This is a genomic window from Glycomyces artemisiae, assembly GCF_003002955.1.
Lineage (GTDB): Bacteria > Actinomycetota > Actinomycetes > Mycobacteriales > Micromonosporaceae > Glycomyces > Glycomyces artemisiae.
The window spans coordinates 15,417-34,933 of the sequence record NZ_PVTJ01000009.1; the positions used below are offsets into that span (position 1 = coordinate 15,417).

Genomic DNA, 19,517 nt, shown 5'->3' on the forward strand with positions numbered 1-19,517 from the left:
TCGCATCGAGAATGTAGCGCAATGTCGGTGGCGAGCCTTACTATTGGCCTCCCCAGCCAGCTACGGTTGGAGTAGCAACACTCTCCTGGGAGGTGTGACCCGTGGCACGAAGCAACGATGACCGTCGACAGAACCTGGGCCAGGGCTCAGAGCGCGACGAACTGTCAGGACAGGTCGAAGAGCTCCAGGAAGAACTGGCCGCGGCACGGCGCCGTCTCACCGAAACGCCCCGACACATGCACATCCTGGAGGAGCGGCTCGCCGCCGCCCAATCCCAGATCGACCGCCTGTCGGAGCAGAACGAGCGCCTCGTGGCGACCTTGAAAGAGGCCCGCGAGCAGATCGTCTCACTGAAAGAGGAAATCGACCGGCTCGCCCAGCCGCCGTCCGGGTACGGCGTGTTCCTGGGCGCGCGCGAGGACGGCACCGTAGACGTCTTCACCTCCGGTCGCAAGTTCCGGGTGTCCCTCGCCCCCTCGATCGACCCCGAGGAGCTGGAGCGCGGCCAGGAGGTCCTGCTCAACGACGCCATGAACGTGGTCGAGGTCCTCGACTACGAGCGCATCGGCGAGGTCGTCACGCTCAAGGAGCTCATCGAGAACCCGAGCGGCGGACCTCCCGACCGGGCCCTGGTCACCAGCCACGCCGACGAGGAGCGGGTCGTGCTGCTCTCCGACGCGCTCATCAACGGGCCGCTGCGCGCCGGCGACTCGGTCATGATCGAGCCGCGCGCGGGCTACGCGTACGAGCGCATCCAGAAGAGCGAGGTCGAAGAGCTCGTCCTCGAAGAGGTCCCCGACGTCGACTACTACGACATCGGCGGCCTCGACGGGCAGATCGAGATGATCCGCGACGCCGTGGAGCTCCCGTTCCTGCACGCCGACCTCTTCCGCGAGCACGAGCTGCGCCCGCCGAAGGGCATCCTGCTCTACGGCCCTCCCGGCTGCGGCAAGACGCTCATCGCCAAGGCCGTCGCCAACTCGCTGGCCAAGAAGGTCGCCGAGATGCGCGGCGAGGAGACCTCCTCCAAGAGCTTCTTCCTCAACATCAAGGGCCCGGAGCTGCTGAACAAGTACGTCGGCGAGACCGAGCGGCACATCCGCCTGGTCTTCCAGCGGGCCCGCGAGAAGGCCAGCGAGGGCATGCCGGTCATCGTGTTCTTCGACGAGATGGACTCGATCTTCCGCACCCGCGGCTCGGGCGTGTCCTCCGACGTCGAGAACACGATCGTCCCGCAGCTCCTGTCGGAGATCGACGGCGTCGAGGGCCTGGAGAACGTCATCGTCATCGGCGCCTCCAACCGCGAGGACATGATCGACCCGGCGATCCTGCGGCCCGGCCGCCTGGACGTCAAGATCAAGATCGAGCGGCCCGACGCCGAGTCCGCGAAGGACATCTTCTCGAAGTACATCACCCCGACCCTGCCGCTGCACGACGACGACCTCGCCGAGCACGACAAGGACCGGGACGCCACCGTGGCCTCGATGATCCAGGCGGTCGTCGAGCGGATGTACTCCGAGGTCGACGAGAACCGCTTCCTCGAAGTGACCTACGCCGACGGCGACAAGGAGGTCCTGTACTTCAAGGACTTCAACTCCGGCGCCATGATCGAGAACATCGTGGCCCGCGCCAAGAAGATGGCCATCAAGGACTTCCTCACCTCGCAGTCGCGGGGCATCCGGCTCAGCCACCTGATCGACTCCACGGTGGACGAGTTCCGCGAGAACGAGGACCTGCCGAACACCACCAACCCGGACGACTGGGCCCGCATCTCCGGCAAGAAGGGCGAGCGGATCGTCTACATCCGCACGCTCGTCTCCGGCAAGGGCGCGGACTCCGGCCGCAGCATCGACACCGTGTCGAACACCGGACAGTACCTGTAATTCAGTAATACCAGCTCAGAGGGATCGGTCGGCGGATTCGTCCGCCGGCCGATCCCTCCTGCGTCCGGCGTGTCGCGCGCACGCATCCGGGTAACCGCCGTCCATGAAGCCGCAGCCATTGAACAACGTGCACATCGAGTCCGCGGAAATCCAGTCGAGCGCACTCCGAGGGGGCGCAAAGGGGCCGGGACGGACTAGGCTCGAAGGCATGACCGTTCGCCGCATCATGGGCACCGAGATCGAATACGGGATCTCCGTGCCGGGCCAGCCGGGGGCCAACCCGATGGTGACCTCCTCGCAGATCGTCAACGCCTACGCCGCCCGCCCCGAGCTGTCCAAGGGCGGACGGGCCAGGTGGGACTACGAGGAGGAGACCCCCCTGCGCGACGCCCGCGGCTTCACGTACACCGGGGCCCTCTACGACCCCGCCGAGAACCTCGCCGACGAGGACTCCGGGCTCGCCAACGTCATCCTCACCAACGGCGCGCGCCTCTACGTCGACCACGCGCACCCCGAGTACTCCACGCCCGAGGTCACCAACCCCCGCGAGATCGTGCTGTTCGACAAGGCCGGCGAGATGACCATGGCCGAGGCCGCCCTCCGGGCCGCCCACACGCCCGGCATCGGCCCGATCAACCTGTACAAGAACAACACCGACAACAAGGGCGCCTCCTACGGCGCGCACGAGAACTACCTCATGTCGCGCCAGACGCCCTTCGCGGACATCGTCGCCCACTTCACGCCGTTCCTGGTCACCCGCCAGGTCTTCGCGGGCGCCGGGCGCATCGGCATCGGCCAGGACGCCTCCGAGCACCGCTACCAGATCTCCCAGCGCGCCGACTTCTTCGAAGTCGAGGTCGGCCTGGAGACCACCCTGAAGCGGCCCATCATCAACACCCGCGACGAGCCGCACGCCGACGCCGAGCGGTACCGCCGCCTCCACGTCATCATCGGCGACGCCAACCTCGCCGAGCACGCCACGTTCCTCAAGACCGGCACCGCCTCGATCGTCCTCGCGATGATCGAATCGGGCGCCTTCGACGGCTCCCTCGGCATCGCCGAGCCCGTCGCCGAGCTCCGCGCCGTGTCCCACGACCCCACGCTCACGCACAAGATCGAACTGCGCAACGGCAAGCGGCTCACCGCGGTCGAACTCCAGCAGTCCATCCTGGAGCAGGCCGAGGCCTACTGCGGCGCCGACGCCGACCCCGACACCCGCGAGGTCCTCGACCTGTGGGCGTACGTCCTCGACGCGCTGGCCCGCGACCCCATGGAGCTGGCCGACATGCTCGACTGGCCCGCGAAGCTCTCCCTGCTCGACCGGTACCGGCAGCGCGAGAACCTCGACTGGGGCGCCGCGAAGCTCCAGGCCATCGACCTCCAGTACCACGACGTGCGCCCCGAGAAGGGCCTCTACCACCGGCTCGTCGCCCGCGGCAAGATGAAGCGGCTGCTCACCGACACCGAGATCATCAACGCGATGACCGAGCCGCCCGCCGACACCCGCGCGTTCTTCCGCGGCCGGTGCCTCTCGCGCTACCCCTCCGAGGTCGTCGCGGCCTCCTGGGACTCCGTCATCTTCGACGTCGGCGCCGACTCGCTCGTGCGAGTGCCCATGATGGAGCCCGAAAAGGGCACCAAAGCCCATGTGGGAGAGCTGTTCGAGCGCTGCGAGGCCGCGAAGGACCTCCTCGACGTCATCACCGCCGATTAGCCGACACCGCTCCGCCGCGGGAATATTACAGAGCGGTACAGCGTCGTATCTGGCGTGCTGTCGTACTCTCGCGGTACGGTTTATGCACCGTCGAGGTAGAAGGGAACAGCTATGGCAGCGAAGGACTCCGGCGGGCAGTCGCAGTCGCAGCGGTCACGGCAGGAAGCAGACGCCGAGACCACCGAGGCCGCTGTAGACCCCGAGATCGCCGAACGCCACGAGGCGATGACCGAAGAAGTCGACGACCTGCTCGACGAGATCGACGAGGTCCTGGAGACCAACTCCGAGGAGTTCGTGCGCTCGTTCGTGCAGAAGGGCGGCCAGTAGCCGCACCTGCGGTCGACAGGACCTGGTGTGACGCACAGGCGCACCGGGGCCTGGCACCGTCCAGTCGGAACTCGGCCGAGCGTCGAAAAGAATAGAGAATCAGGGAGGTCATGTCGTGACAGGTCAAGGATTCCCAGGCAAACTGCCCAACGCGTATATGACGGCTGGAACCTCCTCCTTCTCGGAGTTCCTCATGCAGACGGCGCCTGAAATGCTGCCGGGGCGCAGGCCCCTGCCCCCCGGCGACTTCGCCGAGATGAGCGCCCACGCGACCACGATCGTCGCGCTCAAGACCGCCGAAGGCGTCGTCATGGCCGGCGACCGGCGAGCCACGTCCGGCAACTACATCGCCAGCCGCGACATCGAGAAGGTCTTCCCCGCCGACGGCTACTCGCTCGTCGGCATGGCCGGCACCGCCGGGCTCGGCATCGAGCTCATCAAGCTCTACCAGGTCGAACTCGAACACTACGAGAAGCTCGAAGGCGCACCGCTCACCTTGAACGGCAAGGCGAACCGCCTCGCCTCCATGCTGCGCGGCAACCTCGGCATGGCCATGCAGGGCCTCGCCGTCGTCCCCCTGTTCGCGGGGTTCGACAACGACGCGCCCTCCGTCGCCGAAGCCGGGAAGATCTACAGCTTCGACGTCGTCGGCGGCGTCTACGCCGAACGCGACTACGACTCGATCGGCTCCGGCTCGATCTTCGCCAAGGGCTCGCTGAAGAAGCGCTACCGGCGCGGCCTCAGCACCGAGGACGCCGTCAAGGCCGCCGTCGAGGCGCTCTACGACGCCGCGGACGACGACTCCGCCACCGGCGGACCCGACCCGATCCGCGACCTCTACCCCGTGGTCATGTCCGCCACCGCCGAAGGCTCCAGGCGCATCGACGACGCCGTCGTCGCCGACCTGGCCCGCTCGGTCATCGCGGCCCGCACCGAGAACCCCTACGGATAAGGAGAGGAGCCTGACATGGCCATGCAGTTCTACACCAGTCCCGAGCAGATCATGCGGGACCGGGCCGAGTTCGCCCGCAAGAACATCTCCCGCGGCCGCAACGTCGTCGTGCTCTCGTGCGCCGACGGGGTCCTCCTGGTCGCCGAGAACGTCTCCTCGGCGCTCCACAAGGTCTACGAGCTGTACGACCGCATCGGCTTCGCCGCCGTCGGCAAGTACAACGAGTTCGAGAACCTCCGCACCGCGGGCGTGAGGATGGCCGACCTGCGCGGCTACTCCTACGACCGCCGCGACGTCACCGCCGCCAGCCTCGCCAAGGCCTACGCGCAGACGCTCGGCGCGATCTTCTCGGAGCAGACCAAGCCCTTCGAGGTCGAGATCTGCGTCGCCGGCGTCGGGGCGTCCCCCGAGGCCGACGAGCTCTACCGGCTCACCTTCGACGGCTCGATCAACGACGAGCCGGGCTACCTCGCCATGGGCGGCGCCGCCGAGCAGCTCGTCGAGGTTCTCTCCGAAGGCCACGACGCCGACGCCCCGCTCGCCGACGCGTTCGCGCTGGCGCTGCGGGCGCTCTCCTCTGACGGCGGCAACGGCACCCGCCGCGAGCTGACCACCGACGTCCTCGAAGTGGCCGTCCTCGAACGCGCCCGCCCCGGCCGCGCGTTCCGGCGCATCGAGGGCCTCGCCCTCGACGCGCTCATGCCGCGCGCCGACGACGAGCCCTCCGAGGTCGACCCCGACGACGTCATCGGGGACGACGACCCGGCCGCCGAGCCGGACACGCCCGACAAGGGCGAAAGGCCCGAGCCGAGCGAATAGCAACGGCCCGAGCCGCATTCACGGAAAACGAAACTCCCGCACGCAAGTGGACGGTCGCGGGGGCGCCAGCGCCCCCGCGACCCCGCCAAGACCGTCAACACGCCCGTCGCGGAGCGAAACCGTTCGACCGCGAGGGGTGTTCTCCTCAACCGAATCGGGGTAGGGTTTCGACATGGACAGGCGCATTTTCGGACTGGAGACCGAATACGGGGTCACTTGCACCTTCAGGGGACAGCGCCGCCTGTCTCCGGACGAAGTGGCCCGATACCTCTTCAGGCGTGTGGTCTCCTGGGGCCGCTCCTCCAACGTGTTCCTCCGCAACGGCGCCCGCCTCTACCTCGACGTGGGCTCCCACCCCGAGTACGCCACCCCCGAGTGCGACTCCGTCGAGGACCTGGTCAAGCACGACCGGGCCGGCGAGCGCATCCTCGAAGGCCTCATGATCGACGCGGAGAAGCGCCTCCACGACGAGGGCATCGCCGGGGACATCTACCTGTTCAAGAACAACACCGACTCCGCCGGGAACTCCTACGGCTGCCACGAGAACTACCTCGTCAGCCGCCACGGCGAGTTCGGGCGCCTCGCCGAGGTCCTCATCCCGTTCCTCGTCACCCGCCAGCTCATCTGCGGCGCCGGCAAGGTCCTCCAGACCCCGCGGGGCGCGCGCTTCTGCCTGTCGCAGCGCGCCGAGCACATCTGGGAGGGCGTCTCCTCCGCGACCACCCGCTCGCGCCCCATCATCAACACCCGCGACGAGCCGCACGCCGACGCCGAGCGGTACCGCCGCCTCCACGTCATCGTCGGCGACTCGAACATCAACGAGATCACCACGATGCTCAAGATCGGCTCCGCCGACCTGGTGCTGCGGATGATCGAGACCGGCGTGACCATGCGCGACCTCACCCTGGAGAACCCGATCCGGGCCATCCGCGAGATCAGCCACGACACGACCGGGAAGCGCCTGGTGCGCCTCGCGAGCGGACGCGAGGCGTCCGCACTGGACATCCAGCGCGAGTACCTGGAGAAGGCGATGGACTTCGTCGACCAGCGCGGCGCCGACGCGACCACCAAGCGCGTCATCGAGCTGTGGGGCCGCGTGCTCCAGGCCGTCGAGGACGGCAACCTCGACACGATCTCGCGCGAGATCGACTGGGTCGCGAAGTACAAGCTCATCGAGCGGTACCGCGAGAAGCGCGGCCTGCCGCTGTCGAGCCCGCGCGTCGCCCAGCTCGACCTCGCCTACCACGACATCCGGCGCGGGCGCGGCCTGCACCACCTGATGGAGAAGCGCGGCGAGGCCGACAGGATCACGCAGGACGTCGAGGTGTTCGAGGCCAAGGAGGTGCCGCCGCAGACCACGCGCGCGCGCCTGCGCGGCGAGTTCATCCGCAAGGCGCAGGAGAAGCGCCGCGACTTCACCGTCGACTGGGTGCACCTGAAGCTCAACGACCAGGCGCAGCGCACCGTCCTGTGCAAGGACCCGTTCCGCTCGCGCGACGAGCGCGTGGACAAGCTCATCGCCAGCATGTGAGCATTGGGGCATGTCCTCCGAGACCCCTGAGACCGACACGGCCGCCGAGCGGCGGCCCCACGAGCGCGAGCAGGCCGGCCGGTCCGGCCTGCTCTCCTCGCTCGACCCCATGGCCGCCTACGAGCGGCGCACCGCCCGCATCCGCGAGGAGATCGCCCGCAACCGCCGCGGCGAGTACAAGGTTCCGACCTGGGTCCTGGCGCTCGCGCTGGCGGGCGTGATCGGCCTGTGGGTCGTGGTGCTGTTCGTGCTCTAGCGGCGCTTGGCGAGGTGGGCCGCGTGGCGGCCCGCTGCGGCTTCGGCGACGAAGTAGACGCGGTCCTTGTCGAGGCCGCGGCCCATCGTGGAGAGCTTGACCGGGAGGGACTCCATGGCCTCGACGAGGCCGGAGCAGTCGACCTCGATCTGGCGGTGGCGCTCGGGGAGGGTGGCGAGCTGGGCGCGGATCTTCGGTTCGAGGTCGGCGGGGAGCTCGTCGGGGACCGGGATGTCGGCCGGGGCCAGGGCGACCCTGCCGTAGGCGGTCATCGAGTGGTGGGAGACGCCGCGGTGGCGTTCGCGGGCGTCGCCCTCCGAGATCCGCAGGGAAGCGACCGGGCGGCCGCCGAGGACCGACGCCGCGTTCACGGCCTCGCCCGCCGCAGTGCCCGAGAAGCCCCACACGGTGCCCGTGCCGAGGTTGCCCGGGCCCTGGGCGACGATCGCGATGTCGGCGCCGCCGACGACGCGGGCCGCGATGAGCGCGTTGTGGATGTTCGTGGCCTCCAGGTCGCCGCCGAAGCACTGGCCCGCGGTGACGACCGTGCAGATCCGGTCAGAGAGCTGGTCGAGCTGGCGCGAGAACCACGCCGGGAGCGCCCCGCCGTCGGTCATCACGTACGCGACCTTCGCGCCCGGCGCGGTCGCGTGGATCCCCGCCAGGACCGGCGCGAGCGCCGAATGCAGGTCCGCGACCACCACCGGCATCCCGCCGAGGTCGTCGCACGCCTCTACTGCGGCGCGGTGCGGCGAGTCGTCCTCGTCGACCGCCAGGCGCATCGCCTGCATCGGCGTGTAGCGGGCCTTGACGATGTGGCCGGGGACGTCGACGTCCGCGGGGAGCCGGTCGGGGACCGCGATGACCAGCGCGTACCCGCCCGTGCCGAGGCCCTTGGCGATGGCGTTGCAGTTGAGGAGGACCCGGTCGCCGACCTCCGGGACGCCGACGAGGCCGTCATAGGCGAGGCCCCGGCACGAGAACGCGTCCTCGCCCTCGCGGGCCTCGACGTCGACCTCCAGCTCGGTGCAGCCGTTCCAGCCGCCGCGCACGCCCGAGACGGTCCCGTATCGCCATCTGATCACGCCCGGACACTATCAAAGCGGGCGCGGAGCCCGAGGGCCCGACCGTGCCGCCCGCAAGCCGGCGCCGCCGCGGGGCCGGGCGTGATGGCGGCGCGCGAGGGCGCTGGCATAGGCTGGGCGGGTGTCCAACGATCGCACTGAACGACTGGTGAACCTGGTGCTCTGCCTGCTGTCCTCGCGGCGCTTCCAGACCGCCGGCAGGATCGCCCGGACCGTGCCCGGATACGAGCACGACCCCGAGGACAAGAAGGCGCACGAGGCGTTCCAGCGCAAGTTCGAGCGCGACAAGGCCGAGCTGCGCCGCATCGGCATCCCGCTCCAGTCCGGCAACGACTTCCTCGCCGACGGCGAGCCCGGCTACCGGATCGCGCGCTCGGACTTCGAGCTGCCGCAGATCGAGTTCACCGACGCCGAGGCCGCCGCCGTCGCGGCCGCCGCGCGCCTGTGGCAGCAGCCCGAGCTCCAGTCCGGGAGCGCCGAGGCGCTCCTGAAGCTGCGCGCCGCCGGGATCGACGTCGAGTCGCACGCCGCGACCGCCACGGTCAAGTCCCTGCCCGGCGCCGAAGCGGCGCTGTCGCCGTTCTTCGAGGCGATCGCCGTGCGCCGCGCCGTCGTCTTCGACTACCTGGGCTCGCGCGACGAGTCCGCGCAGCAGCGCCGCATCCAGCCCTGGGGCTGCGCGGCCTGGCGCGGCCGCTGGTACGTCGCCGGGCTCGACCTCGACCGGGACGCGCAGCGGTGCTTCCGGCTCTCGCGCATCAGCGGGAAGGTCCGGCTCACCGGCCCCGAAGGCGCGTACACGATCCCCGAGGACGTCGACGTGCTCGCGTTCGCCTCCGAGTCCGAGTCCCGGCTCATGCCCGTGCGCGCCACGGTCATGGTCCGCCCGAAGCGGGCCTGGGGCGTGCGCCGCCGCGCCGACCAGATCGGGCCGCGCACTCCCGAAGGCGACCAGGTGTGCTTCTCGTACACCGAGACCGCGCCGACGGCCGCGTGGCTCGCGTCGTTCGGACCCGACGTGCTCGTCGTCGACCCGCCCGAGCTCGTCAAGGAGACCGTCGCGTGCCTCCAGGCGCTCGCGGCCGAAGAGGGGGACCACTGATGGTGACCAACCGCCTGGCCCGGCTGCTCAACCTCGTCCCGTACCTGGTCGCGCGCCCCGAAGGGGTGCCGATGTCCGAGATCGCCGCGGACTTCGGGGTGGACGTCGAGCAGGTGCAGGCCGACCTGACGATGCTGTGGATGTGCGGCCTGCCCGGGTACGGGCCCGGCGACCTCATCGACATCGCGTTCGACGCCGACGCCGTGCGGGTCCTGTTCGCCGCCGGAATGGACCGGCCCGTGCGCCTCGCCGCCCACGAGGCCCTCGCCCTGTCGGTGGCCCTGCGGGTCCTCGCCGACACGCCCGGCGTGGGCGACCGCGCCGCCATCGCCTCCGCGCTCGACAAGCTCGCCGCCGCCGCGGGGGAGGCGCCCGCCGACGTCACCGTCCGCGACACCGTCACCGACCCGGCCGCGGAGAAGTACGCCGCGCTCGTCGCCTCCGGGCACGCCGCGCGCATCACCTACTACTCCGCGCACCGCGACACCACCTCCGAGCGGGTCGTCGACCCCATCGAGATCGTCGTCGCCGAAGGCCACGCCTACCTGCGGGCCTGGTGCCGCACCGCGGGGGAGATCCGCCAGTTCCGCATCGACCGGATCGACGCGTGCAGCGAGCTCGACGAGCCCTCCGAGCCGCTGCGGCTCACCAACCAGCCCGCGCCGACCGCGTTCCTCGCCTCGGAGCTGCCGCGCATCGAGCTGCTGCTCGGGCCCGGCGCGAAGGGCGTCTCGGACTCCTACCCGTGCGAGGAGGTCGCCGGGGAGCCCGACGGGCGCCGCCGCGTCGTCATGCGCGTGCGCGACCTCGACTGGGCCCGCCGCTTCGTCCTCGGGCTCGGCGGCGAAGCCGAGGTCGTCGCCCCCGCCGAGCTGCGCGACGCGGTCCGCCAGACCGCGGCCTCCGCGCTCGCCCGCTACGCCCCGGCCGCCTGAGCCGGGCCCGCGTCCGCTTAGAATGTCCCGATGATCTGGGCGATATCGGTCGTGCTGGCACTCGCCGGACTCGTGCTCCTCGCCGTCGCGGCGTGGCGCCTCCTCGGCGGCCTGAGCGAACTCAAATCCGGGCTCGACCGCGTCCAAGAACGCGCCGGCCAGGTACAGGACCTGCAAGAACGCTTGAACGAGACGATGGCGGAAGTGCAGCGCACGACCGCCGCGCTGCCCGAGAAATGACACGGGCCGGTCGCACTCGCCACATTCTGATAAAGATCGGCGATCCCGAAGGCTCCAGTGTTGACGGAAGTGTCAAACGTCGGTCATGCTTGTCCGGCTCGACGACGTCGTAGCCGCGCCTACCAACGGTGACCACGGGGTGAACCCGGTCTCAGGCTCCGTGGCGGCAGCCTCGACCGAGGCATACGATGGTAATCGTCACCGACAGATATCCGGAGGGACCGAACAATGGGTGCACTGAAGCCCTGGCACATCATCATTCTCGTCGTTGTCATCCTGCTGGTGTTCGGCTCCCGGAAGCTCCCGGACATGGCCCGCGGTCTGGGTCGCTCCATGCGCATCCTCAAGTCCGAGACCGAGGCCATGAAGAAGGACGGGACCAACCCGGACGAGGACGGCGACACCCGCGCCGAGCCCAAGCACACGCGCGAGCCGCTGGAGCCGCCGCAGCCGGTCAACGAGTCCGTGATCGACGGCGAATCGGTCGACCGCAAGCAGACCCGCTAACCCGGATTCGACCGTTACGGACATGGCGGACGAACCACCGCGCCGCAAGGGCAAACGGCAGACCAAGTTCCAGCGCGCCGCCGACGGCTCCATGACGCTCATGGAGCACCTCATGGACCTGCGATCGCGCCTGATGATCGCGGTCCTGGTGATCCTGGTCGGCACCGCGCTGGGCCTGATCTTCTCCAAGCAGGCCATCGAGTTCCTCGCGCAGCCCTACTGCAACACGTCGGGCACGAACGTCGAGTCGGGCGAGGAAGTGCTCTGCAACTTCACGTTGAACTCGCCGGCCTCGCACATCGCCCTGTACCTCAAGGTGTCGCTGTACATGGGCCTGGTCGCGACCTCGCCGATCTGGCTGTACCAGCTGTGGGCGTTCATCGCCCCCGGCCTGCACCGCAACGAGCGCAAGTACGCCTACACGTTCATCGGGATCGCCGCGCCGCTGTTCCTCGGCGGCGCGACCCTCGCGTACTTCGTGGTCAGCCACGGCATCCAGTTCATCATGGTGCTCCAAGAGGGCACCGGGTTCACGATCGCCCTGAACCTAGAGGAGTACATCAACTTCTACCTCACGGTGATGGTGGTCTTCGGCGTCGGCTTCGAGTTCCCGCTGATCATGCTGATGCTCAACGTCATGGGCATCGTCACGGCCAAGCGGATGCGCGGCTGGTGGCGCATCGTGGTCGTCGTGAGCTTCATCTTCACCGCGATCTTCACGCCCACGCCCGACCCGTTCGGCATGACGGCGCTGGCGATCTGCATGCTCTTCCTCTATGGACTCGCGCTGATCATCGCCCACCTCAACGACAAGCGCAAGGGCATCACCGACGAGGAGAACTGGGACGACGAGGAGGCCAGCGACATCGGTTCCTCCAGCGATGTCGACGCGGCGACCTCGATCCGCGCTGGCGGCCTCGACGACGAGGACTACCCGGCCGACAACGACCGGCGCAACCGGCTCGGCAGGCGCGTCGACGGCTACGACGACATCACCTGAGTCCGGTTGGGACGCAGGTAGAGCGATAGCGAAAGGCCCCGGGTTCGACCCGGGGCCTTTCCGCTGTCTCCGAAGCGCCTAGCAGCCCGCGCGGACGAGGCGCAGGACCGCGTCCAGGCCCACCGCCCGGCCCGCCTCGGCGTGCGGCAGCAGGTAGCAGCGCGCCCCGACCCGGGCCGCGCCCGCGTCGGCCATCGTGTCGCCGACCATGAGCACCCGGCCCGGCTCGACGTCCAGCGCATGGCACGCGGAGTAGAAGATCTTCTCGTCCGGCTTGCAGTAGCCGACCTCGTAGGACAGCACCCACGCGTCGATGAACCGGTCGATGCCCAGGCGCCGCAGGATCGGGCGCGCGTCGAAGCCGATGTTCGACACCAGCGCGATCGGGTAGCCCTGGGCCTTGAGCGACACCAGGGTCGCGAGCGTGTCGGCGAACGCCACCCAGCCCTCGGGGGAGGCGAGCCGGTCGTAGAGGGCCTCCGCGAGGCCGTCGAACACGCCGTGGGCCTGCGCCGCGAGGGCCGTGAACGCCTCGCGGTGGGCGTCCTCGTCGAGGTCCCGCTCCGCCCACGCCTCGGCGAAGTGCGGCCGCACCCGCGGCTCCATGCCCGAACCGAGCCAGCCCTGCGCGCCGATGGCGTCGGCCAGCGCCGTCACCGCGAGCGGCGAGAGCTGCTTCCCGCAGGCGTCCGCGGCCAGCGCGACCGACCTGGTCAGGGGTTCGAGCTGCGCCAAGGTGCCGTGGAAGTCGAACAGGACCGCGTCGACCCCTCCGCGTCCCGCATCGTCGTCTCCTGGTGAGGAATCACGGTGCACATCCGGGACGATACCCGGCCGTGTAGGCGTCGTCACAGCCGGGTGCGCCGGGCGCGTTACCGGGATGCTCTTGTCGGGGCGGCAGACTAGTGTTGGGACCATGGTTAACGCCGACGTGCCTTACGCCGACGACCGCTCCCCGGCCGAACGCCACGCCGCCTCCCAGGCGCGTCGGCAGTGGCCCCAGCTGGCGGCATTCGCGGGGGACTACTCCTTTGAACTCGACGACTTCCAGGTCCAGGCGTGCCGCGTCCTGGAAGCGGGGCACGGCGTCCTCGTGTGCGCGCCCACCGGCGCCGGGAAGACCGTCGTCGGGGAGTTCGCGGTCCACCTCGCGCTCGCGGAGGGCGCGAAGTGCTTCTACACGACCCCGATCAAGGCGCTGTCGAACCAGAAGTTCAACGACCTCGTCGAGGCCCACGGCGCTGAGAACGTCGGACTCCTGACCGGGGACACGGTCGTCAACGGCGAGGCCCCGATCGTCGTGATGACGACCGAGGTCCTGCGGAACATGATCTACGCGGGCTCGGCGACCCTCCAGGGGCTGCGGTACGTGGTCATGGACGAGGTGCACTACCTCGCCGACCGGTTCCGCGGCGCGGTGTGGGAGGAGATCATCATCGAACTCCCGCAGGAGGTCCGGGTCGTCTCGCTGTCGGCGACGGTCTCCAATGCGGAGGAGTTCGGCGACTGGCTCAAGAGCGTGCGCGGCTCCACCGAGGTCGTGGTCTCCGAGACGCGGCCGGTCCCGCTGTGGCAGCACATGATGATCGGCGGCGCGCTGCTCGACCTGTTCGAGCCCGGCGCCGACTACGTCTCCAAAGAGCTGCTGAAGAAGGACGCGCGGATGCGCGAGCGCGGGGAGCGCGCGGGCGGCGGTCGCCGCCGCGGACGGCCCCATGTGGACCGCGGCCGGGTCGTCTCCCGGCTCGACCAGGCCGCGCTGCTGCCCGCGATCTACTTCATCTTCTCGCGCGCCGGATGCGATGCGGCCGTAGACGAATGCGTGCGGGCCGGGCTCCGGCTCACCGACGGACGCGAGCGCGATGAGATCGTCGACTACGCGACTGCGTCGGTCGCCCACATCGACCCCGCCGACCTCGACGCGGTCGGCTTCGACCGGTGGCTCGCGGGCCTCGCGGCCGGGATCGCCGCGCACCACGCCGGGCTGCTGCCGGTGTTCAAGGAGGTCGTCGAGAAGCTGTTCGAGCGCGGCCTGCTCAAGGCGGTGTTCGCCACCGAGACGCTCGCGCTGGGCATCAACATGCCCGCCCGGTCGGTGGTCCTGGAGCGGCTCATCAAGTACGACGGCTCCGACCACGTCATGCTCACGCCCGGCCAGTACACGCAGCTCACCGGGCGCGCCGGGCGCCGCGGCATCGACGTCGAGGGGCACGCGGTGACCGTGTGGGCCGAGGACGTGCGGCCCAAGGAGCTCGCGGGGCTCGCGTCCAAGCGCACCTATCCGCTGAACTCCTCGTTCGCGCCGTCGTACAACATGGCCGTGAACCTCATCGGCGCGGCCGGAGTCGAACGCGCGCAAGAGGTCCTGGCGTCCTCGTTCGCGCAGTTCCAATCGGACGCCGAGGCCGTCCACATCGCCGAGCAGGCCCGGTCGCTCGGGCGCCGCGCCGCTGAGGCCGCGAAGGGCGCCGAGTGCCACAAGGGCGACTTCCTCGCGTACTTCGAACTGACGCATGAACTCTCGCAGGCCGAGCGCGCGAACCAGAAGCGCCGCAAGGGCGCCCTGCGCGACGAGGCCCGCACCCGCCTGGAGGAGCTGCGCGCCGGCGACGTCGTGTGGATCTCGCGCGGCAAGCGCGCCGGGTGGGCGGTGTTCCTGCGGCCCACCGGCGGCTCGCGGCACCACGACCCGCGGTGGGCGGTGCTCACGGCCGACGGGTGGGCCGGGACGCTGGAGACCTCCGCGTTCGACGGCGGCCTGGAGGTCGTGACGAAGATCCGCGTCGACAAGCGCTTCGACCGGCGTGATCCGCGCTCGCGCAACGACCTCGCGGCGAGCCTGCGCGAGGCCACAAGGGACCGTTCGCGGCCGACGCGCCGCGGCGGGGCCGCCGAGACCCCCGAGATCGCGCGCCTGCGCGAGGAGGTCAAGAACCACCCGTGCCGCACCTGCCCCGACGCCGGGCAGCACACCGTGCACGCGTCCCGCTGGTCGCGGCTCAAGCGCGAGGAGGACGCGCTGCGGCGCCGGTCCGAGCGGCGCGAGCACTCGCTGGCGCGGCAGTTCACGGCCGTGCGGGAGGTGCTCACCGAGTTCGGGTACCTCGAAGGCGAGACCGTCACGGATTCGGGGCGGCTGCTGCGGAACCTGTTCGTGGAGACCGACCTGCTCGTCGCGCAGTGCCTGCGCGACGGGATCTGGGAGGGGCTCGAACCCGCGGCGCTGGCCGCGGTGGCGTCGACGGTGATCTACGAGTCGCGGTTCGAGGAGGACGAGTTCTTCGTGGCCGTGCCGGGGCAGATCACCGAGCATGTGGCGAAGACCGTGCGGCGGTGGGAGGCGATCCGGCGCACCGAGAACCAGCGCGGCCTGTCGCTGATCTCGCGGCCGCAGCTGGGCCTGGCGTGGCCGATCTACCGGTGGACCAGCGGCGAGGAGCTCTCGAAGGCGCTCGCCGCGGCCGACGGGCCGTGGCCAATGCCCGGCGGCGACTTCGTCCGCTGGGCCCGCCGCACCGCGGACCTGCTGCACCAGATGGGGACCGCCGCGCGGTTCCTCGGCACGGAGTCCTCGAACAAGCTCGCCGATTCGGCGTTCGACGCGGTGGACGCGATCCGCCGCGGCGTGGTCGCCGACGTGTAGGACCAGGGAAGCGAGCCCTGCTCGCGTTCAATGTCGCCCCCGCTTGCAAGCGTGCCTGCGGGGGCCGACAGTTTGCGGCTTGGCCGTCCCCCGGGTGGGGGAGGTCAGGTGGCGGGTGTGGAGATGGCCTCTTGGAAGCGGGTGAGGGCTGAGGTGACGTTCCATTCTGCTGCGAGGGCTTCGACGAGGGCGGGGTCTTTCGGTGCGGTGGGCAGGGCGGCGTCGGTGAGGGGGACCTCGACGTCGGATACGACCGAGGAGACCTTGACGGCGCGGTCGAGGTAGTCGGCGGCGTCGGTGATGGCGGCGCGCTGGCGGGCGGGGAGGTCGGAGGCGGGGTCGGCGGCGGCGGCGCGGATGCCGGAGATGCCGCCGAAGGTGTTGACGAGGGAGACGGCGGTTTTTGCGCCGATGCCCTTGACGCCGGGGAGGCCGTCGGAGGGGTCGCCGCGGAGGACGGCGAAGTCGACGTAGTGGCTGGGGGCGACGCCGAATTTCGTGGCGACCGCCTCGCCGTCGAACAGTTCCGCTTTCGAGATGCCCTTGGCGAGGTAGACGACGTGGCGGGCGCGGTCGTCGTCGACGAGTTGGAAGAGGTCGCGGTCGCCGGTGACGACGAGGACCGGTTCGGCGGTGCGGGCGGCGAGGGTGGCGATGACGTCGTCGGCCTCGTACTCGGGATGGGTCGCGGTGGCGACGCCCAGGGCCGGGAGGAGCGCTTCGATGGCGGCGACCTGGTCGTCGAGGCCCTCGGGGGTGGCTTCGGAGCCGTCGGGGTTCGCCCGCTCGGCCTTGTAGGCGGGGAGCTGCTCCAGGCGCCAGCCGGGGCGCCAGTTGCCTTCGAGGCAGCAGACCATGCCGGTGGGGGAGAAGCGGCGGGCGAGGACCGCCAGGCCGTCGAAGAAGCCCCGCACCGCCCCAGAGCGCCGCCCGTCGGGGGCCTTGATCGAGGAGGGGAGCCCGTAGTAGGCGCGGTACCACAGGGACGCGGCGTCGATGAGCATCAGCATCGGACCACTCTCTCACGGCGGGACGACAGCGCGCGCCAACGGCGATTCGGCCGGTCCGAACTGCGAAACCTGCCACATTGCGGACCAGGTGGCATGAGTATGGGTGCATCCGACCGGAATGATCGGCGAATCCGCAAACGCATAGGAGCCTTCAGGTGAACAAGCACACCCGCCGCGCCGCGGCAGCCCTGGCCCTGATCGGGACCGGGCTCGCCGCAGCCGCTTGCACGTCCGGATCGGACGACGACTCCACGCTCACCGTCTGCACGAACGTCCCCTTCGCGCCGTTCGAGTACAAGGACGGCGACGAGTACGTGGGCTTCGACATGGACCTCATGAACCGGCTCGCCGACCGCCTCGACCAGACCGTCGAAGTGGTCGAGATCAGCTTCGAGTCCATCAGCTCCGGCGAGGCCCTCAACGCCGGGACCTGCGACATCGCCGCCGCCGGGCTCTCGATCACCGAGGAGCGGCAGGACGCCATGGGCATGTCCCAGGCCTACTACCGCGCGGACCAGGCGCTCGTCGTGCCGACCGGCTCCGCGGTCGCGAGCCTCGACGACCTCTCCGGGCTCCAGGTCGCCGTCCAGTCCGGCTCCACCGGCGAGGCGTACGCGAACGACAACGCCGAGCAGTACGGCTTCGAGGTGCGGGCCTTCGAGTCCATGGGCGACATCGCGTCCGCGCTCTCGACCGGGGCCGTCGGGGCCTCCATCGCCGACCTCGCCACCTGGAACGAGATGATCGAGACCGCCAGCGACCTCCAGCTGGTGCAGACCATCGAGACCGCCGAGCACTACGGCTTCGCCGTCCAGAAGGACGACACCGAGCTGCTCGACGAGGTCAACACCATGCTCGACGAGATCTTCGCCGACGGCACCTACGCCGAGCTGTACGAGAAGTGGATCGGCGAGCCCTACACCGGGGACCTCGACCAGTAGTGGACGCCGCCACCACCGACGCCGCGCCCGCCCGGAGCCGCATGACGGCCCGGCAGCGGCGCCGCCTCGCCCGCGGCGTCCAGTACGCCGTCATCGTCGCCGTCGTGGCGGTGCTCGCCGCCGTCGCCGACTGGGGCCGCATCGCCGAGTCGTTCTTCCAGTTCGACATCGCCGCGGACATGTTCCCCGAGGTGTGGACCTCGTTCTGGAACACGATCGTCTACACGCTGCTCGCGTTCGCCTTCGGCATGGTCGTCGGCGTGCCGATCGCGCTCATGCGCGTCTCCGAGTTCGCGCCCTACCGCTGGTTCGCGACCGTGTACGTCGAGGTCTTCCGCGGCCTGCCCGCGCTGCTCGTGCTGTTCCTCGTCGGCTTCGGCGTCCCGCAGGCGTTCCCGGGCATCCAGTACCCCGGCGGCGTCTACGGGCAGGTCGCCATCGGCCTGGGCCTCACCTCCTCCGCGTACATCGCCGAATCGGTGCGCGCCGGCATCCAGGCCGTCCCCAAGGGCCAGGTGGAGGCCGCCAGGTCGCTCGGCATGAGCCGCACCCGCACCATGGTCACCGTCGTGCTCCCGCAGGCGCTGCGGATCGTGGTGCCGCCGCTGACGAACGAGCTCGTCATGCTCACCAAGGACTCCTCGCTCGTGTTCGTCCTCGGCGTCACCACCGCAACCATGGAGCTGTCGAAGTTCGCCCGCAACGAGCTCACCGACACCGCCAACGCCACCCCGCTGCTCGTCGGCGGCCTGCTCTACCTCCTGCTGACGATCCCGCTGGGCCTCCTGGCCCGCCGCCTTGAGAACCGGGAGGACCACCGGTGAACGCGCCCATCGTCAAGGTCGAAGGACTGCACAAGCGCTTCGGCGACAACGAGGTCCTGCGCGGCATCGACCTGGAGATCAACGAGGGGGAGGTCGTGTGCCTCATCGGGCCCTCCGGGTCCGGCAAGTCCACGCTGCTCCGCTGCGTCAACCTCCTGGAAGAGCCGACCGAAGGGACCATCGAGGCCGCCGGTCACGACATGACCGGGCCCGACGCGGACCTGGACCTCGCCCGCCGCGACATCGGCATGGTGTTCCAGCAGTTCAACCTGTTCAGCCACATGACGATCCTCGACAACCTCGTCATTCCCCAGCGGCGCGTCTGCAAGACCCCCAAGGCCGAAGCGGTCGAGACGGCGCGGCGCCTGCTCGCCGAGGTCGGCATCGAAGGCAAGGAGAAGGCCAAGCCCGCGCAGCTCTCGGGCGGGCAGCAGCAGCGCGTCGCCATCGCCCGCGCGCTGGCCGTCAAACCCCGGCTCATGCTCTTCGACGAGCCCACCAGCGCCCTCGACCCCGAGATCGTCGGCGAGGTCCTCGCCGTCATGAAGGGCCTTGCGGCCGAAGGGATGACGATGCTCGTGGTCACCCACGAGATGGGCTTCGCGCGGGAGGTCGCCGACCGGGTCCTGTTCCTCGACGGCGGCGTCATCGTCGAGCAGGGGCCGCCCTCGGAAGTCCTCGCGAACCCGCAGACGGAGCGGGCGCGCAGCTTCCTCCACCGCGTCCTCCACCCGGCGGACTGACATCA

The 19,517-nt window shown here is 70.0% G+C and carries 19 protein-coding genes; 16 read left to right on the forward strand and 3 right to left on the reverse strand.

From position 1 onward, the window contains the following. The first annotated feature begins 101 nt into the window (after nucleotides 1-101). The 7 genes from arc to B0I28_RS20925 all read left to right on the forward strand — a co-directional run bounded on the left by arc (nucleotide 102) and on the right by B0I28_RS20925 (nucleotide 7,482). A complete protein-coding gene (gene arc, locus B0I28_RS20895; protein ID WP_106365802.1) occupies nucleotides 102-1,883 on the forward strand; it encodes a proteasome ATPase in 1,782 nt (593 codons plus the stop codon). A gap of 208 nt (nucleotides 1,884-2,091) precedes the next feature. After that, a complete protein-coding gene (gene dop / locus B0I28_RS20900; RefSeq protein ID WP_106365803.1) occupies nucleotides 2,092-3,597 on the forward strand; it encodes a depupylase/deamidase Dop in 1,506 nt (501 codons plus the stop codon). A 111-nt stretch (nucleotides 3,598-3,708) separates the two neighbouring features. Then, nucleotides 3,709-3,924, forward strand: coding sequence for a ubiquitin-like protein Pup (locus B0I28_RS20905; RefSeq protein WP_106365804.1), 216 nt, complete (start codon nucleotides 3,709-3,711; stop codon nucleotides 3,922-3,924). 157 nt (nucleotides 3,925-4,081) lie between these two features. After that, nucleotides 4,082-4,876 (forward strand): proteasome subunit beta, encoded by a 795-nt coding sequence (gene prcB / locus B0I28_RS20910; protein WP_106365805.1) that lies wholly within the window; start codon nucleotides 4,082-4,084, stop codon nucleotides 4,874-4,876. A 15-nt stretch (nucleotides 4,877-4,891) separates the two neighbouring features. Further along, nucleotides 4,892-5,695 carry a proteasome subunit alpha gene (gene prcA / locus B0I28_RS20915; RefSeq protein ID WP_106365806.1) on the forward strand — a complete coding sequence of 268 codons (804 nt, stop codon included), beginning with the start codon at nucleotides 4,892-4,894 and terminating at the stop codon, nucleotides 5,693-5,695. Nucleotides 5,696-5,867: 172 nt separating this feature from the next. After that, nucleotides 5,868-7,226, forward strand: coding sequence for a Pup--protein ligase (gene pafA, locus B0I28_RS20920; protein WP_106365807.1), 1,359 nt, complete (start codon nucleotides 5,868-5,870; stop codon nucleotides 7,224-7,226). Nucleotides 7,227-7,236: 10 nt separating this feature from the next. Beyond that, a complete protein-coding gene (locus B0I28_RS20925) occupies nucleotides 7,237-7,482 on the forward strand; it encodes a hypothetical protein (RefSeq protein WP_106365808.1) in 246 nt (81 codons plus the stop codon). On the opposite strand, the gene B0I28_RS20930 is transcribed toward B0I28_RS20925, so the two are convergent. Then, nucleotides 7,479-8,567 carry a DUF3866 family protein gene (locus B0I28_RS20930; RefSeq protein ID WP_106365809.1) on the reverse strand — a complete coding sequence of 363 codons (1,089 nt, stop codon included), beginning with the start codon at nucleotides 8,565-8,567 and terminating at the stop codon, nucleotides 7,479-7,481. The two genes, B0I28_RS20925 and B0I28_RS20930, sit on opposite strands and share 4 nt — an antisense overlap. Nucleotides 8,568-8,688: 121 nt before the next feature. Between B0I28_RS20930 and B0I28_RS20935 the strand changes: the two genes are divergently transcribed. The 5 genes from B0I28_RS20935 to tatC all read left to right on the forward strand — a co-directional run bounded on the left by B0I28_RS20935 (nucleotide 8,689) and on the right by tatC (nucleotide 12,351). Then, entirely contained in the window at nucleotides 8,689-9,669 is a 981-nt protein-coding gene (locus B0I28_RS20935; RefSeq protein ID WP_106365810.1) for a helix-turn-helix transcriptional regulator, read from the forward strand. Beyond that, nucleotides 9,669-10,604 carry a helix-turn-helix transcriptional regulator gene (locus tag B0I28_RS20940; RefSeq protein ID WP_106365811.1) on the forward strand — a complete coding sequence of 312 codons (936 nt, stop codon included), beginning with the start codon at nucleotides 9,669-9,671 and terminating at the stop codon, nucleotides 10,602-10,604. The genes B0I28_RS20935 and B0I28_RS20940 overlap by 1 nt, the downstream gene beginning before the upstream one ends. A gap of 30 nt (nucleotides 10,605-10,634) precedes the next feature. After that, the gene (locus B0I28_RS20945; protein WP_106365812.1) at nucleotides 10,635-10,844 is read left to right on the forward strand and encodes a hypothetical protein; all 210 of its coding nucleotides are present in this window, start codon (nucleotides 10,635-10,637) and stop codon (nucleotides 10,842-10,844) included. A 228-nt stretch (nucleotides 10,845-11,072) separates the two neighbouring features. After that, a complete protein-coding gene (tatA, locus tag B0I28_RS20950; RefSeq protein ID WP_106365813.1) occupies nucleotides 11,073-11,351 on the forward strand; it encodes a Sec-independent protein translocase subunit TatA in 279 nt (92 codons plus the stop codon). A gap of 22 nt (nucleotides 11,352-11,373) precedes the next feature. Next, nucleotides 11,374-12,351, forward strand: coding sequence for a twin-arginine translocase subunit TatC (tatC, locus tag B0I28_RS20955; RefSeq protein ID WP_106365814.1), 978 nt, complete (start codon nucleotides 11,374-11,376; stop codon nucleotides 12,349-12,351). Nucleotides 12,352-12,429: 78 nt separating this feature from the next. Here the strand turns inward: tatC and B0I28_RS20960 are convergent, their stop codons facing one another. Then, complete coding sequence (locus B0I28_RS20960; RefSeq protein WP_106365815.1) at nucleotides 12,430-13,269, reverse strand: HAD family hydrolase; 840 nt, start codon at nucleotides 13,267-13,269, stop codon at nucleotides 12,430-12,432. Here B0I28_RS20960 and B0I28_RS20965 point away from each other — a divergent pair. Then, nucleotides 13,268-15,994: a DEAD/DEAH box helicase gene (locus B0I28_RS20965; protein WP_106365816.1), complete on the forward strand. Its 2,727-nt coding sequence runs from the start codon at nucleotides 13,268-13,270 to the stop codon at nucleotides 15,992-15,994. The genes B0I28_RS20960 and B0I28_RS20965 overlap by 2 nt on opposite strands. Nucleotides 15,995-16,098: 104 nt before the next feature. Here B0I28_RS20965 and B0I28_RS20970 read toward each other — a convergent pair whose 3' ends face one another. Continuing rightward, the gene (locus B0I28_RS20970) at nucleotides 16,099-17,004 is read right to left on the reverse strand and encodes a 5'-3' exonuclease (RefSeq protein ID WP_219926906.1); all 906 of its coding nucleotides are present in this window, start codon (nucleotides 17,002-17,004) and stop codon (nucleotides 16,099-16,101) included. Between the two features lie 155 nt (nucleotides 17,005-17,159). On the opposite strand from B0I28_RS20970, the gene B0I28_RS20975 reads away from it, so the two are divergent. From B0I28_RS20975 to B0I28_RS20985, 3 genes are read left to right on the forward strand one after another with little or no spacing between them, the layout of a single operon-like run. Continuing rightward, the gene (locus tag B0I28_RS20975; protein ID WP_106365817.1) at nucleotides 17,160-17,945 is read left to right on the forward strand and encodes a transporter substrate-binding domain-containing protein; all 786 of its coding nucleotides are present in this window, start codon (nucleotides 17,160-17,162) and stop codon (nucleotides 17,943-17,945) included. A gap of 41 nt (nucleotides 17,946-17,986) precedes the next feature. Continuing rightward, on the forward strand, nucleotides 17,987-18,769 hold the full coding sequence (locus B0I28_RS20980; protein WP_106366023.1) for an ABC transporter permease subunit: 783 nt from the start codon (nucleotides 17,987-17,989) through the stop codon (nucleotides 18,767-18,769). Beyond that, complete coding sequence (locus tag B0I28_RS20985) at nucleotides 18,766-19,512, forward strand: amino acid ABC transporter ATP-binding protein (RefSeq protein WP_106365818.1); 747 nt, start codon at nucleotides 18,766-18,768, stop codon at nucleotides 19,510-19,512. The genes B0I28_RS20980 and B0I28_RS20985 overlap by 4 nt, the downstream gene beginning before the upstream one ends. Nucleotides 19,513-19,517: the final 5 nt, after the last annotated feature.

Excerpts from the sequence above, each read along its gene's own strand:
- tatA (WP_106365813.1), top strand. The coding sequence starts at position 11,073 with ATGGGTGCACTGAAGCCCTGGCACATCATCATTCTCGTCGTTGTCATC.
- B0I28_RS20960 (WP_106365815.1), bottom strand. The coding sequence starts at position 13,269 with ATGGTCCCAACACTAGTCTGCCGCCCCGACAAGAGCATCCCGGTAACG.
- B0I28_RS20945 (WP_106365812.1), top strand. The coding sequence starts at position 10,635 with ATGATCTGGGCGATATCGGTCGTGCTGGCACTCGCCGGACTCGTGCTC.
- B0I28_RS20970 (WP_219926906.1), bottom strand. The coding sequence starts at position 17,004 with ATGCTGATGCTCATCGACGCCGCGTCCCTGTGGTACCGCGCCTACTAC.
- dop (WP_106365803.1), top strand. The coding sequence starts at position 2,092 with ATGACCGTTCGCCGCATCATGGGCACCGAGATCGAATACGGGATCTCC.
- B0I28_RS20980 (WP_106366023.1), top strand. The coding sequence starts at position 17,987 with ATGACGGCCCGGCAGCGGCGCCGCCTCGCCCGCGGCGTCCAGTACGCC.
- tatC (WP_106365814.1), top strand. The coding sequence starts at position 11,374 with ATGGCGGACGAACCACCGCGCCGCAAGGGCAAACGGCAGACCAAGTTC.
- B0I28_RS20965 (WP_106365816.1), top strand. The coding sequence starts at position 13,268 with ATGGTTAACGCCGACGTGCCTTACGCCGACGACCGCTCCCCGGCCGAA.
- B0I28_RS20925 (WP_106365808.1), top strand. The coding sequence starts at position 7,237 with ATGTCCTCCGAGACCCCTGAGACCGACACGGCCGCCGAGCGGCGGCCC.
- prcA (WP_106365806.1), top strand. The coding sequence starts at position 4,892 with ATGGCCATGCAGTTCTACACCAGTCCCGAGCAGATCATGCGGGACCGG.
- pafA (WP_106365807.1), top strand. The coding sequence starts at position 5,868 with ATGGACAGGCGCATTTTCGGACTGGAGACCGAATACGGGGTCACTTGC.
- B0I28_RS20905 (WP_106365804.1), top strand. The coding sequence starts at position 3,709 with ATGGCAGCGAAGGACTCCGGCGGGCAGTCGCAGTCGCAGCGGTCACGG.
- prcB (WP_106365805.1), top strand. The coding sequence starts at position 4,082 with ATGACGGCTGGAACCTCCTCCTTCTCGGAGTTCCTCATGCAGACGGCG.
- B0I28_RS20940 (WP_106365811.1), top strand. The coding sequence starts at position 9,669 with ATGGTGACCAACCGCCTGGCCCGGCTGCTCAACCTCGTCCCGTACCTG.